This is a genomic window from Paracidovorax sp., assembly GCF_057642795.1.
Window position 1 is genome coordinate 601,031 of record NZ_JBXYZY010000001.1, and the last position, 13,099, is coordinate 614,129.

Annotated in this window: 14 protein-coding genes; 2 read left to right on the top strand and 12 right to left on the bottom strand. The window is 67.4% G+C overall.

All coding sequences use genetic code 11. The features are described 5' to 3' along the window. Positions 1–6 precede the first annotated feature (6 nt). A complete protein-coding gene (locus AC3A84_RS02750) occupies positions 7–420 on the bottom strand; it encodes a PilZ domain-containing protein (protein ID WP_487968190.1) in 414 nt (137 codons plus the stop codon). Between the two features lie 147 nt (positions 421–567). Between AC3A84_RS02750 and AC3A84_RS02755 the strand changes: the two genes are divergently transcribed. Together AC3A84_RS02755 and AC3A84_RS02760 are read left to right on the top strand one after the other, a co-directional pair. Next, complete coding sequence (locus AC3A84_RS02755) at positions 568–1,335, top strand: 2OG-Fe dioxygenase family protein (RefSeq protein WP_487968191.1); 768 nt, start codon at positions 568–570, stop codon at positions 1,333–1,335. A 121-nt stretch (positions 1,336–1,456) separates the two neighbouring features. After that, positions 1,457–1,894, top strand: coding sequence for a universal stress protein (locus AC3A84_RS02760; protein WP_487968192.1), 438 nt, complete (start codon positions 1,457–1,459; stop codon positions 1,892–1,894). Positions 1,895–2,029: 135 nt separating this feature from the next. On the opposite strand, the gene AC3A84_RS02765 is transcribed toward AC3A84_RS02760, so the two are convergent. The 11 genes from AC3A84_RS02765 to AC3A84_RS02815 all read right to left on the bottom strand — a co-directional run. After that, positions 2,030–3,013: a tripartite tricarboxylate transporter substrate binding protein gene (locus AC3A84_RS02765; RefSeq protein WP_487968193.1), complete on the bottom strand. Its 984-nt coding sequence runs from the start codon at positions 3,011–3,013 to the stop codon at positions 2,030–2,032. 96 nt (positions 3,014–3,109) lie between these two features. Further along, positions 3,110–3,931 carry an alpha/beta hydrolase gene (locus tag AC3A84_RS02770; protein ID WP_487968194.1) on the bottom strand — a complete coding sequence of 274 codons (822 nt, stop codon included), beginning with the start codon at positions 3,929–3,931 and terminating at the stop codon, positions 3,110–3,112. 172 nt (positions 3,932–4,103) lie between these two features. Continuing rightward, complete coding sequence (locus AC3A84_RS02775) at positions 4,104–5,027, bottom strand: hypothetical protein (protein ID WP_487968195.1); 924 nt, start codon at positions 5,025–5,027, stop codon at positions 4,104–4,106. Between the two features lie 13 nt (positions 5,028–5,040). Next, complete coding sequence (gene lpoB, locus AC3A84_RS02780; protein WP_487968196.1) at positions 5,041–5,652, bottom strand: penicillin-binding protein activator LpoB; 612 nt, start codon at positions 5,650–5,652, stop codon at positions 5,041–5,043. 22 nt (positions 5,653–5,674) lie between these two features. Then, positions 5,675–6,085, bottom strand: coding sequence for a YcfL family putative periplasmic lipoprotein (locus AC3A84_RS02785; RefSeq protein ID WP_487968197.1), 411 nt, complete (start codon positions 6,083–6,085; stop codon positions 5,675–5,677). Between the two features lie 35 nt (positions 6,086–6,120). Then, complete coding sequence (locus tag AC3A84_RS02790; RefSeq protein WP_487968199.1) at positions 6,121–7,647, bottom strand: COG3014 family protein; 1,527 nt, start codon at positions 7,645–7,647, stop codon at positions 6,121–6,123. Positions 7,648–8,201: 554 nt separating this feature from the next. Next, a complete protein-coding gene (locus AC3A84_RS02795) occupies positions 8,202–9,002 on the bottom strand; it encodes an SDR family NAD(P)-dependent oxidoreductase (RefSeq protein ID WP_487968201.1) in 801 nt (266 codons plus the stop codon). Between the two features lie 180 nt (positions 9,003–9,182). Further along, positions 9,183–9,878 (bottom strand): RluA family pseudouridine synthase, encoded by a 696-nt coding sequence (locus AC3A84_RS02800; protein WP_487968202.1) that lies wholly within the window; start codon positions 9,876–9,878, stop codon positions 9,183–9,185. Next, a complete protein-coding gene (locus tag AC3A84_RS02805; RefSeq protein ID WP_487968203.1) occupies positions 9,865–12,114 on the bottom strand; it encodes a PAS domain-containing hybrid sensor histidine kinase/response regulator in 2,250 nt (749 codons plus the stop codon). The genes AC3A84_RS02800 and AC3A84_RS02805 overlap by 14 nt, the downstream gene beginning before the upstream one ends. Before the next feature lie 113 nt (positions 12,115–12,227). Then, entirely contained in the window at positions 12,228–12,656 is a 429-nt protein-coding gene (locus AC3A84_RS02810) for an FKBP-type peptidyl-prolyl cis-trans isomerase (RefSeq protein WP_487968204.1), read from the bottom strand. A 97-nt stretch (positions 12,657–12,753) separates the two neighbouring features. Further along, on the bottom strand, positions 12,754–13,099 hold a 346-nt coding region (locus AC3A84_RS02815), incomplete at its 5' end, for a hypothetical protein (RefSeq protein WP_487968205.1).

The window sequence follows — 13,099 nt, forward strand, 5'->3', positions numbered from 1 at the left end:
GACAGTTCAGGCCGGCATCTGGCGGGGGTGGTTCGATGGAGCAGGCCCTGGGTCGGCCAGTTCGGCCAGCTCCCGGTCCAGCAGGGCCGGATCGTCCATTTGCAACTCGATCAGGCGGCGCAGATGCGTCACGCTGTCGAGGTCGATCACACGGCACAGCAGGCCGACCAGCGTCCCGTCTGTCCGCCGGTCGACATGTGCGAGTTCGGCCGACATGGAGATGTGCGCGTCGTCCGGCCCGAGCGGGATTGCCAGCAGGCAGGGCATGCCCACGGCCAGCGCCAGATCGGGCGGTACGCGCAGCAACGCGCCCTTGAGCGAGAGGTCCAGAACCTGGGCCGCGACGGTGCCGTGGCCGGTGGTGAACTGGGCGGGTGCGTCGAACGCGATGCGGATGAACTGGCGGCGCTCTGAGACCATGGGTGAACTCCTGATGCTTGCCCGGCATGCTAGCGCAGGGCGTCCAACACGGGTGCAGCCCGTTCAGTACGCGAGGGTGATTTCCATCGCGTGGACCCGTCTCGTTTCGACACTGGCTCGTCCGCCGTGCCTTAAGCTTGCTGCCCTATGAGCCAAGTGACCTTCTCGCCTCCCTATGCCCACCTGGGGGGCCTTGCCCAGCAATTGCAATCCGCCGGGCATGCGGTCGTCCGTCCGCAGGACGTGGCCGCTTGGGCGGGCGTGGAGTTGGCCGGGCTGCAGGCACTGGGCGCCGGCTGGGGCGATCTGCCGCCTGATGAGTTCTTGAAGGACGGCGGCCGGTACCGTCGCCGCCGGCATGCGAGCTTCGTGGCGGAACCCGGCGCCGTGGGCGAGCCCTTCGCCCTGCACGCCGTGCCGCACCGCGCGCACTGGCAGCCTCTGGAATACAACGCGCTGCACGGCGGCATGGAGCGCTGGTTCGCGCCCATGGAAGAGGCGGTACTGGCCGCACCGGCCTGGCAGCGGCTGATGGCCGCGCTGGCGGGGCTGGCGCAATCGGCGCTCGCCTCCACGCCCGAGCGCTGGTTCATGGAGGCGCACCAGTTCCGCATCGACACCGCCGGCGGCATAGGCCGGCCCACGCCCGAAGGCGCTCACCGTGATGGAGTCGATCTGGTGGCCGTCTTTCTCGTTGCGCGCGAGGGCGTCAAGGGTGGCGAGACCCGTATCTTCGAAGCCACGGGCCCATTCGGCCAGCGTTTCACCCTGACCGAACCCTGGTCGTTGCTGCTGCTGGACGATGCCCGCATGATCCATGAGACCACGCCCATCCAGCCCTTGGCAGAGGGAGGCTGGCGCGATACGCTGGTCGTCACCTGCCGGCGCGGCGGCTTTCAGCAGGCCGCCTCCTGAGCCTGTGCCGAAAGCCCCGGGCTATGACGGACATCAAGATCCGCACCTGGCGGCGCTGCCACACTGTCGGCATGAGCCCGGCCGTGCGTGGCCGTTCATCCACTGTCAAGGAGCACCTCTCATGTTCAAGCACATCCTGATTCCCGTCGATGGTTCCAATACCGCGCTGAACGCGGCGACCAAGGCAGCAGGCCTGGCCAAGATCTTCGGCAGCAAGGTGACGGCACTCTATGTGGTGGACCCGTACCCCTTCACCGGCGTCGGAGCCGACTTCGCCTACGGCCAGTCGCAGTACCTGACGGCCGCCACCGCGGAAGCCAACACTGCGCTGGATGCCGCCAAGGCGGTCTTTGAGCAGGCGGGTGTGGCCGTGGAGACGACCATCGGCGAAGGCCATGCCATCCACGACGGCATCGCCCGCGCTGCCGAAACCACCGGCGCCGACCTGATCGTCATGGGCTCGCACGGCCGGCGCGGCCTGGAAAAGCTGGTGCTGGGCAGCGTGACCCAGCGCGTGCTGGGCGTGGCCCACGTGCCCGTGCTGGTGGTGCGCGACTAAGCGTGCGCCGACGCGCGCCGCGCGCTGGCGTGAGATGTTCCTGCGCCCCCGCCCTCTTGGGTTGATGCGGCGCTGGGCCTCCTGCGGGAGCCCCTGTCTTGGGGCGCAGAAGGGGCCCCGCGCCGGGGCCTCTGGTCACTCTATCTTGGCGCCCGAGGCTTCCACGATACCCTTCCACTTCGCGTGGTCGGCCTTGATCAGGGCGCCGAACTGCGCCACCGACATCGCCTCGGGCTCCGCGCCCTGGGCCTGGATGGCAGCCTTGACATCGGGCAGGGCCAGAAGCTTGTTGACCTCTGCATGGATGCGGTTGACTACGCCGGCCGGCGTGTTCGCGGGCGCGAGCAGGCCGTACCAGGTGCTGACGTCGAACCCCGCATAGCCCGATTCGGACACCGTCGGCACATCAGGCAGGCTGGAGCTGCGCTTGGCGGAGGTCACGGCCAGCGGGCGCAGCTTGCCCGACTTGATCTGGCCCATGGCCGAGGGCACGGACGACACCAGCAAGTCCACATTGCCCGAGAGCGCATCCATCAGCGCGGGGCTGGAGCCCTTGTACGGCACATGGACCAGCTTCACTCCCGCGGCCTTCTCGAACAGATCGCCTGCCAAGTGAATGGAGGTGCCGTTGCCCGGCGAGCCATAGGTGATGCTGCCCGGCTTGGCCTTGGCGGCAGCCACGACGTCGGCCAGGGTCTTGAAGCGGGACTGTGCGCTGGTCGCGATCAGCACCGGGGTGTAGGCCACATGGGCGACGGGAGTAAGGTCGCGCGTCGTGTCCCAGGGTAGGTTCTTGTACAGCCAGGGCCCGATGACCAGGTTGTCCTTCTGGCCCATCACGATGTCGTAGCCGGTGGGCGCGGCCTTCACGGCTTCGGTGATGCCCACCGTGCCGCCCGCACCGGCGCGGTTGTCTGCCACCACCGTCCAGTGCGCGGTCTCGCCCAGCTTGGTACCCACCAGGCGCGCCAGAATGTCGGTGCCGCCGCCGGGCGGGAAGGGCACGATCATGCGGATGGGCTTGTTGGGGTAGTCGGCCGGCGCCGCGGCGCCTTGCGCGTGCGCGCCGGTGGCGGCCACGAAGGCGAGGGCGGTGAAGGACAGCAGGGTGCGAATCATGATGTTGTGTGTCTCCGTGCGGTTGTTGAATCCCAGTACTCGCGCAGATTGTGCCTGGGGCGGCGGCAAGATCGATGCTCGGTGGTGTCGGTGTGGTCAGGGCCGTGGGTGCGCGCGCTCGATGGCCGCACAGACTGCATCCGCCTGTGGCGCGGCATCGAGACGCGCCCAGACGCGTTGCACGCCGTCAGAGCCATCGGCCCCCTGCAGGCCGTGGTCTGCACCTGGCATGCGCCAGCTGCAGAATGGGGCCGGCCTCTGTGCAGCGCGTGCGGCGAAACGCTCGTAGGCTTCTGCTGGCACGGCGGCATCAGCGCCGCCCCACACCTGCAGGATCGGCCATGGGCCGCCGATCAACTCATCGGCCACACGCCAGCGGAACAGGTCGCGCCAATATCCCAGCGGCCGGCCTTGTGCCCATGCCGCATCGGGTTGGGGCCCTTGTGCCTTGCGTTCCAAAGCGTGCCATGCTCCCGCTGCTCCCAGGCGCTGAGCCTGCAGTGCTCCCGCTTCGCCGGGGTCCAGCCCCGATGCCGACAGCAGCAGCAAGCCAGTGGGCCAGGGCACGGTCGGCGCCAGCGCAGCCAGCAGTTCACCGCCCTCGGAAATTCCGGCGATCCAGGTGGGCCGGGCGGGGCCATCCCAGGGCAGGGCGGCCAGGGCGGCACGCGCATCGTCTTGCCAGCGCGCCAACCTGTCCTGCGCTTCAAAGCCTGACGGGCATGCGGCGGGTGTCGCCCCCGCGAGCACGTTGGTGCCAGGCTTGTGCAACACCCAGATATCGGCATGCCAGACCGCAGCGAAGTAGCGCTGCGCGATGGGGACGAAGCCTGTGCACCCCGATCCGGGCAATACGATGAGGCGCCAGCGCGGTGGTTCTTGCAAGGCCGGGCGCGAGAGAACGGTGACGGGCCGCATCGTCTGCAATGTGCCAGGCGTCTGAAGGGTCTGCAGTTGCCAGCCGGCTGGCAGCGGCCGTACCGCCAAAGAAGCGGGGAGCGGTGCATCGGCACCGCTCCCCGTCATGCAGCCCGTGAGGGCTGCGAGCGCGATCGCCGCTACGGCGTGGCGCATGCGGTGGCCTGCCGGGCTACTTGAGGATCATGACCTGCTCGGCCGGCTGGGGGGCTGGCTGGCCGGGCATGGCCTGCAGCGGAGCCGGCACCATGGCCGGGCGCGCGCCGTTGACCATGGAGGGCGCGGAATAGCCCAACTGCTGTGTGAGTTGCTGGAAGACGTCCTGTGCGAGGCTCTGCGAGGTCTCGCGCATCACCTTGGCCCGGTTGGGCGGGGCGATGTCGCCGCGCGCGGACAGGATCTTGGTGTCGTTTCCCTGGCCCTGGGCCGAGAACGCAGCCTTGATCTCGTAGGTCTTGGTGTTGATAAGCGAGAAGTCGGCCAGCAGTTGCAGGCCGTACTGGCGGGTGGCGCTACTGGTGCCTTGCAGGGGCGAGAGTGCATCGGTGAAGTCGATGGATGAAACGACCCCGAACAGCACGTAGTCGGCGCCAGAGAATTCGCCCTTCTTGATCCGGCTGATCACGTCGGCCACTTGGGGCTGTGCCTGTGGCGTCGCCATCTTGCCACCCTGCACCTGGTTGAGTACCTGCTCGGCCTTGGTGGGTTGTGGCTTGCCGGCGTCGAAGCCCTTGCCCTGTACCAGTCGGAAGTTGGTGCCCTGCAACAGGGCGCCCTTGATGTCGTTGCTGTAGCCGCCCAGCTCGCGCTGTTCGATGTAGCTGTAGCGGCCAGCCACGAAGGTACCGCTGGACTGCTCCGATGCCTGCATGGATTGGCTGGCCGAGCCGTTGTACATGCCATGGCTGGCATGGGCGCTGGCGCTCATCTGGCTGCTGTGCTGGTAGGCGCCGGCCACGAAGTATTCGGACACGCGTTGGGCATAGGCCAGGTCGGTGACGGCGATCTTGACCTGAGCCTGTGCGGGCGCGGCGCAGGCCAGGGCGGACAGGGCGACGGCGGAGAGAGCGGCTTTCAGGAGGGTTCTGCGTTGCATGGCGGGGCTCCTGTCAGCGCTTGCTGGTCTTGCGAATCTCTTTCTCGTCCTGCCATTCGATCGTGCCTTCCTGCACGTCGAACAGCTTGAGCGTGAACTTGTAGTACACGTCCTTGGTGCCGCTGTTTTGCTTGACGATGCTGGTCAGCTCGCCTTCCATGCTGTACTTGGCGGCCGTCATCTGGCCGATCTTGGCTGTCGTGCCCTGCTTGTACATGCCGCTCTGGTTCTGGCGCTGCAGTTCGTCAACGCCCTGCTGCATTTCGTTGATGGATCGCACGAAGCGCACTTTGCCCGACTTGACGAGCGCGGTCTGGATCGAACTCATCACGTTGGTGGTGTCGATGTACTCGCTGGTCTTGTTCTTCACGGTGGAAATCGTCACCGTCGGGCGCCCCTGGAAGATGCCCGTTTCGAGCAGGCTGCCGGTCATCTTCTCGGCAATCATTTGCAAGTCGGTGGAGCTGAATTCATTGGTCACCAGCTCGACGCCCTTGGCGTCGCCATAGTTGACCTGGCGGTCAAAGCGCACGACGGGTGAAGACAGGTTCTGGCAGCCGGCCAGTGCCAGCGTGGCGGCCGCGAGTGCCAGGGTGAGCGCGCGGCGCTGCAGGGATTGGGTCATACGAAGATCTCCGGTGCGCAAATCAGCGCGGTTCAACATTCATTTCGATGCGGAAGTCGGTCGCGGCGCCGCTGGGCGCCACGCTCTTCACGGTCTGCTGACCCAGGCCGAGTACGGTCAGCTGCTTCCACGATTCGCCATCGCCGACCTGATTGCCCACGGCGTCCAGCCACTTGAAGCGGTAGTACAGGGTGCGATCGCTGCGGCCGGTGTTGGATAGGTCTGCCTGCACCACCAGCACGTCGCTCTTGCGCACGATGCGTATCTCGCGCACGGCGATGCCGTTGGCCTCGCCACGCAGCGCGATCTTGGAGGCCACGGCGGGTGGCGTGGCGGGATCGTGCTGGGCCGTTGTGGCCGTCTGCGCGGCAGCGGCACCAGCCAGCGCGAGCAGCGCTGCGCCCACGGCCGCGAAGGAAGGACGGAAAATCATTCGGAAAGTCCTTGCGAAAAGCGTTGGGGAATCGGTCACTTCTTTGCCGCGGTCTGCTTGACGTTGCCGGCTCGCACGCGGGTGCTCGAGCGCGTGGCCTTGGCCTCGGTGGTCGAGCTGGTGGCTTGCTCAGGGGCGGAGCCGGGCTCCGGTGCGGCTGCAGCGGTGTTGACGGCCACCAGTTGGCCCAGGCTCGCGACGTTGCCGGTGAGCACACGGGTTTCATAAAGGCGCAGCGGCACCAGGGCATATTGGCCGCTCACGGTCACAGGCGCGTCCATCTCGCGGCCGTTGATGCGGATCTTGTGCTCGCCGGGGGGCAGGTAGCCGCGAGCCACGTACACCCGGCCGGGCAACATGCGCCACATGCGATCGTCGGCCTGTTCGGTGGCCACCGCAGCCACGGCGCCGATAAGTCCGCCGATGAGCCCGGCGTTCTTCTGCAGTTGATCCTGCATCACGCCCTTGGCGACGGCGCGGGTGAAGCCGCGCAGCACCATGCCTGGCATTTCGTCCTTGAGAGCGCGGCGGGCCATCACGTTCAGATCCACGACCTTTTCCAGCTTGAAGTCGTACCCGGACGCGGAGATTTGACCGAGCAGCGGTTCGTTGGAGGGCTCGATCACCGGATACGAGATGCTGGTGGCGATGACGCGCCGGCCCGTGGGCACAGGCAGCGTGAAGGCCTTGGACTTGCGTGCCGGAGCATCTCCGGCTTCCACGATGAAGAGAACGTCCGTCATCTGCTGGCGGCGTTTCCAGGTGAAGCTGGTGCGGTCGTCCAGGCCGCGCAAACCTTCTTCGAGCACGGCGGTTTCCGGCTTGAGCTCGATCGCCTTGCGGTAGCCTGGAGCTGCCAGGCCAGGCTCGTTCATGGCCTCGTACAAAAAGCCCGCCAGGTAGTGCGACAGCGCGTTCTGGTAGCCGTTTCTAAGCGCCAGCACCTCGGGGTCGTTCAGGGTCTCTACGGGATAACCGTTGAGTTCCTTGCCTTCCTTGGCCGCACCCTTGGATTGGGCTGCTTCTTCTGCCGCGATGGTTTCCTTGGCGCGGAACTCGGCGATCACCGCCTCGCGCTCGTGCGTACGCTTAATGTCCACCCGGGCGTTGTCGAAGTCGCCCACCGCCATGCGGTTGAGTGCCAGCCGCGTGGTGAGCCACACCTTTTCGTAGTCCTGACCCTCATAGACCTTCAGGCGTTCGCTGATGAGTGTTGCACCCACAGTGCCCATGAGCTTGCTCGGATTGGTCTTGGCTGCTTCTTCCCATTCCTTGACACGGATGTCCGCCAGCAGGAAGGCGTTGGTGCTGTCTTCGTAGCGCCGATCCATGCGGAGCAACTCGCCACGTTCCAGGTTGTAGAGCAGCGCGGTCTTTTCGTCTTCGGTCTTGGCAGTTGCTTCCAGCGTGGCCAGGGCGGCGGGCAAGCCGTTGGTTCGGCTGGAGGCTTGCACCTCGGTGGCCAACTTGTCGTGGCTTTGCATGGAGGCACAGCCCGTGAGGGCGGCGCAAAGCGCGAGCGCAGCATAGAAGCGGCTGCGCACCGGCGAGTGAACGGACATGGAATCTCCCTCGAAGTCAATGGTCGGTTCCAAACCAGAAACTTCGATTCCGCACTAGGCCACACGCAAGGACAGCCGGCAGGGCGCCTACCGCGAGGCGCCTTGCACTTTCCCTCCCTCCACGAAAACCCGGAACAGAACCGCGCGGGCCACCATTCACGGGCGCGCCGATACTTTGTCGTCGCTTCAATTCCCCGTGCCCCACCCAGCTTCTGGCTTGTACTTGTTGATGTGTTTTGCTAGCCGGCTACAAATGTATCAACGTGAGAGGCCGGTGCGAGAGAGGTTCGGGATGTTTGATACCGTGCGACGTCACATTCCAACACCTGTTGCATTCTTGCCGCAACGGCACGCCTCGCATGTGGTGCGGCGCCTCCGTGCCTGTTGGCGGGGCTGGGAAGCAGGTGCAAAGCCGGCTCAAAGGGAGGGGCCAGGTCGAAAACACTGTGGTGCCCCGGTCGTCTCCATGGGCGCGATCCCGTGCACGCATCCGGGGTGCTCGCCCATCACGATGACCATTCAACCCGAGCGTGAGAGGTCTTCAGCGGGGGGGCTCAGCCCTCGCGCACGTCCGCCACCGGCTGCTGGCCGAAATCGGGGCGTTCCAGCCAGGCCAGCACGCGGCGTGCGGCTTCTTCGGGCGAGGTGAGCATGCCCTGGCTTTTCAGCGCGGCGAAGTTGCCAGCGTCGGGGAAACGCTCCGGCGCGGCGCCGCGCAGCTGGGTCTGCATGCCGGTGTCGATCACGCCTGGGGCCAGCGAGCACACGCGGGCGCCGTGGGGCCGGGCGGCCTCGTCCAGCGCCACGCAGCGGGTGAAGTGGTCCATGCCGGCCTTGGCCGCGCAATAGGCCGATTGCGAGGCCATGGGGCGGCGGCCCAGGCCCGAGGAGATGTTCAGCACCTTGCGCGGCAGCGTCCAGCCGCTGGTCGCGCCCAGGAAGGCACCCGTCAGCAGCATGGGCGCTTCCAGGCCCACGCGCAGGGCCTGGGCCAGCGCGCCCGGGTCGCTGTCCGAGAGCGGCGCGATGGGCGGAATGACGCCTGCGTTGTTGATGAGGGTGGCACTGGCGAAGCGGCTGGCGTCCAGGCCGTCCAGCCATTGGCGCAGGCGATCGGCAGCGGCGGGTGCATCGGCCAGGTCCAGCGTCCATTGCTCCAGCGTGGCGCCTTGCGGGGTCTGCGCCTGCAGCGCGGCGCTGGCGGTGCGGGCGATGCCGATCAGCGTGTGGCCGGGCTGCAGCAGCTGCTGCGCCATGGCCAGGCCCATGCCGCGCGAGGAGCCAGAGAGGATGAAGAGGTGCTGGGGCGGCTGGGCGTGGGCCGCGTCGTTCGTGGTGGGGGCGGAGGAGGGCATTCCGAGATGCTACTGCCATCCCGGCAGGACGACGGCGCAGAGCCGATGTGCGGCAAGGTTAAGCGGGATGGGCGACGCCGAGCATGAAGTTCATATCGAATTGGGCCTGTAGCCCATTCGCGCAAAGGGCATGCTGCTATGTTTTTGATAGCGAGGCAAAGATGCCGCCCGAGACGCCGCTCAGAACTCCGGCGCAGAGCTGAAGGCACACCACCCCCCATGCCTCGGATGCGCCAGGCCCATCTCGCAGGCATGCAGCAGCAGACGGGGCGCAGCAGCCAGCGCCTCGGCGCCGGCATAGAGCGCATCGCCCAGGATGGGGTGGCCGATGGCGGCCAGATGCACGCGCAGCTGGTGGGTGCGGCCGGTGACGGGCTCCAGCTCGACGCGGGTCGTCGGGCCGAGTGGGTGGTTGTTTGCCGCCGCACCCTGCGCCAGCGCGCGCCAGTGGGTGAGGCTGGGCTTGCCCTGGGCGGCATCGACGATGCGCAGCGGGCGGCGTTCCCAGTCGGCAGCGATGGGCAGGTCGATCGACTGCCATTCGCAGCCTTCCGGCGGCGCAGGCATCAGGCCCTGCACCACGGCCTGGTAGCGCTTGTGGATCTGCCGCTGCTCGAAGGCCAGGCTCAGGCGGCGCTGGGCCTGGGGGTGGCGGGCCATCAGCACGAGGCCGGAGGTGGCCTGGTCCAGCCGGTGGACGATCAGCGCGCCGGGCCAGTGCTGCTGGGCGCGGGCGCTCAGGCAGTCCTGCTTGTCGGGGCCGCGGCCGGGCACGCAGAGCAGGCCGGAGGGCTTGTCCAGCACCAGCAGGTCGTCGTCCGCATGCAGGCAGCGGGGCGGCGGCGCAGCTTCGCCCGGGGTGTCACTCGCCGCCATGGACCAGGCGGTGGACGGTGGCGCAGAGCTCTTCCACGTCGTTGGGCTTGTGGATCAGCGCCTGCGCGCCTTCGGCGAGCGCGGCCTGTTCGATCTCGGTCGTGATGTAGCCCGAGGCCAGCGCCACCGGCAGGCCGGGGCGGATACGCCGGGCCTCGCGCACCAGGTCCACGCCGCAATAGCCGGGCATGTTGTAGTCGGTGACCACGAGGTCGTAGACCTGCGGATCGGCCCGCAGCGCGGCGGTGGCCTCGTGCGGATCGGTGAAGCCGCTGACGCGGTAGCCGCGCCGGCGCAGCAGCCGCTGCACGAGGAAGACCAGGGCCTGGTCGTCGTCCACGTACATGACGTGGCGCAGGCGGGGCTCTTCCCCTGCCTGCGTGGCGGTGGCTTCTTCCGTGGCGGGCGGTGCGGGCGCGATGGCCGCCGTGGCCTGCACAGCGGGCGCGCTGGTATGCATCGTGCTGGCGCCGTCGCCCTGCGGCATGGGATCGGTGGTGCCCGGCCCGGCGCTGGGAAAGTAGAGCGTGAAGCTGCTGCCTTCGCCCGGCAGGCTATAGACATCCACCGCGCCGCCGTGGGTACGCATCACGCCGTGGACCACGGCCAGACCCAGGCCCGTGCCCTGGCCGACCGGCTTGGTGGTGAAGAAGGGCTCGAAGATGCGCTGCTGGGTGGCGGCATCCATGCCCGGGCCGTTGTCGCTCACGCGCAGGCAGACGTAGTCGCCGGGCAGCAGCGACAGCCGCTCGCATACCCGCGGGTCGGGCTGGGCATAGGTGGCCTGCAGCAGCACGGTGCCGCGCTGGTCGCCCAGTGCGTGGATGGCGTTGGTGCAGAGGTTGAGCAGGGCCTGCTCGACCTGAGTGGGGTCGGCCAGCATGGGCGGCACGCCGGGGTCGATGCGCACCTGCAGGTCCACGGCGGGCGGCACGGTCACGCGCAGGAGGCGCACGGTGTCGTTCAGCGTTTCCTGCACCGGCACGGCGGTGCGCTTGGGCGGCTCGTTGCGGCTGAAGGTAAGGATCTGCCGCACCAGGTCGCGCGCGCGGCGGCCGGCTTTCTCGATCTCCAGCAGGCTTTCCAGCATGGGCGCATCGGCGCCGGCATCGGCCTTGGCCAGTTCCACGTTGCCGAGGATGGCGCTCAGGATGTTGTTGAAGTCGTGCGCGATGCCGCCGGCCATGGTGCCCACGGCCTGCATCTTGTGCGATTCGCGCAGCTGCGCTTCGAGCTCGTTGCGGTGCGCCTCGGCCTTCTTGCGGCCGGTGAGATCGCGCGCGAACACCGTGGCGCTGGTGCCATCGCCCTGGTTCTCGAACGACAGGCTCACTTCCACCGCCAGTTCGCGTCCGGTGGCGGTGAGGGCCGTCACCTCGCCCAGCACGGCCTGCGTGGTGACCTGCGCCATCGCCATGGCCTGGGCCGCGTCGGGCAGGAAGCGCTCCAGCGGGCTGCCCAGGGCGTCTTCCTGCGCGCACACAAAGAGCGCCGAGGCCGTGGGGTTGAACACCGTGATGCGGTGCTGCGGGTCCACGCAGATGATGGCGTCCAGCGCGGAATTGATGACTGCCTCCAGCCGCCGCTCGCTCGCCAGAATCTGCGCATTGCGCTCCTTGAGCGTGGCCGCGCTGTCCTGCAGCGCACGGCGCTCGGCCAGCAGCGGGCCCTGGTCGATCACGGCGCAGAGGAACTGCAGCGCGTTCGGCTCGTCGTCCTGTTGGGCCTCGATGCGGGCGATGTGCAGGTCGCCATTGATGCGGGCGTGCTCGCCGGTGTGGAAGACCACTTCCTTGACCTCGGCGCTGCCGGCCGAGCGGGCGGCCTCGAAAGCTTCGCGCACGCGAGGTGCATCGGCCTCGCTCACGAAGGGCATCAGCGAGGTGAGCGGCCGGTCGGTCTCGGTTGGCTGGAAAGACCGGTGGGCCATGGAGTTGGCCTGCACCACCATGTCGTGCTCGTCGAGCACCATCAGCGCCAGGGGCACGCTGGCGAACAGTGTCTCGAAGCGCTCGGAGGCACTCTCGGCCGCGGCCTGGCTGAAGCTCAGGACCCGGTTCTGCACCTCCAGCTCGGCCTGCGAGGCGCGCAGCTCAGCGATGAGCTGGCCCACCTCGTCCGTGGCGCGGCCGGGCCGCCGCCGCTCGGGCTGGCCGGGCGGCAGCGAACTTCCGCCATTTGCGGGTGATGACTCCTGCAGATGGCGGAAAAGCGAGGACAGGTCGGGGCGCGTCATGAAAGCTCGGCAGGCGAGTCAGCCCGGCATGCTTGCGGGCAAGCCGCCGAGTGTACGGGGACGGCGAGAGGAGGGGCGTGGGCCGGCAGGCGCGGCACAGGCCGCGCGGCCGCTCAGCGCTTCACGGAAATCAGCTCGATCTCGAAATTCAGCGTGGCGTTGGGCGGGATCACGTTGCCGGCACCGCGCGCGCCATAGGCAATCGCCGGTGGGCAGGTCAGCCGCGCCTTGCCGCCCGGCTTCATGCGCTGCACGCCTTCGGTCCAGCAGGGGATGACGCGGTTGAGCGGGAACTCGGTAGGCTCGCCGCGCTTGTAGGAGCTATCGAATTCCTTGCCATCGGGGAAAGTACCGCGGTAATGCACCTTGACGGTGTCGGTGGCCTTGGGCGATTCGCCGCTGCCTTCCTTGAGGGATTGGTAGATCAGGCCGGTGGAGGTGGTGACGGGCGCGGCTGCGGTGGTTGCCGGGGCTGTGGCGGTCTGTGCCATGGCTGCCGGGGCGATGGCGAGGCAGGCGAGCAAGGGAAGGATGAGGCGCATGAATGGAGCTTCTTTAAGAGGCAAAGGGCTGATGTTAGGGCCTGTGACGCATGGGCTCCGATGAGCCCCCGCTCGACACGGCCGGACGTACTGGGCCTTATCTCTCTGCGCTCGGGAAAAGATCGCAAACCAAGTCGAATGTCTTGGTCGCAATGACCACCTGAGTGGCGCTTCTTTCGACGATGAAGCCCGGTGGGTGGACGCTCTGGTGGTCTGTGACCCGAGGGTTGCTCAATTGGAAGCCCTCGACCGTCGGCACCTGGAAGGCTGGAAAGTAAAAGGCACGCAATTGCCTTGATAGCTCTTCGGCAGTCACATTGCAGTCGATATTCAAGTTGCCGTAATCTATCGATGCCTTGGAGAAATTGAATCGCCCCGGGTTTTCTAGACACCTCTGAGCCTCAAACCTGAGGCCCAATTGGAGGTGCCATGAGTAAACAGAG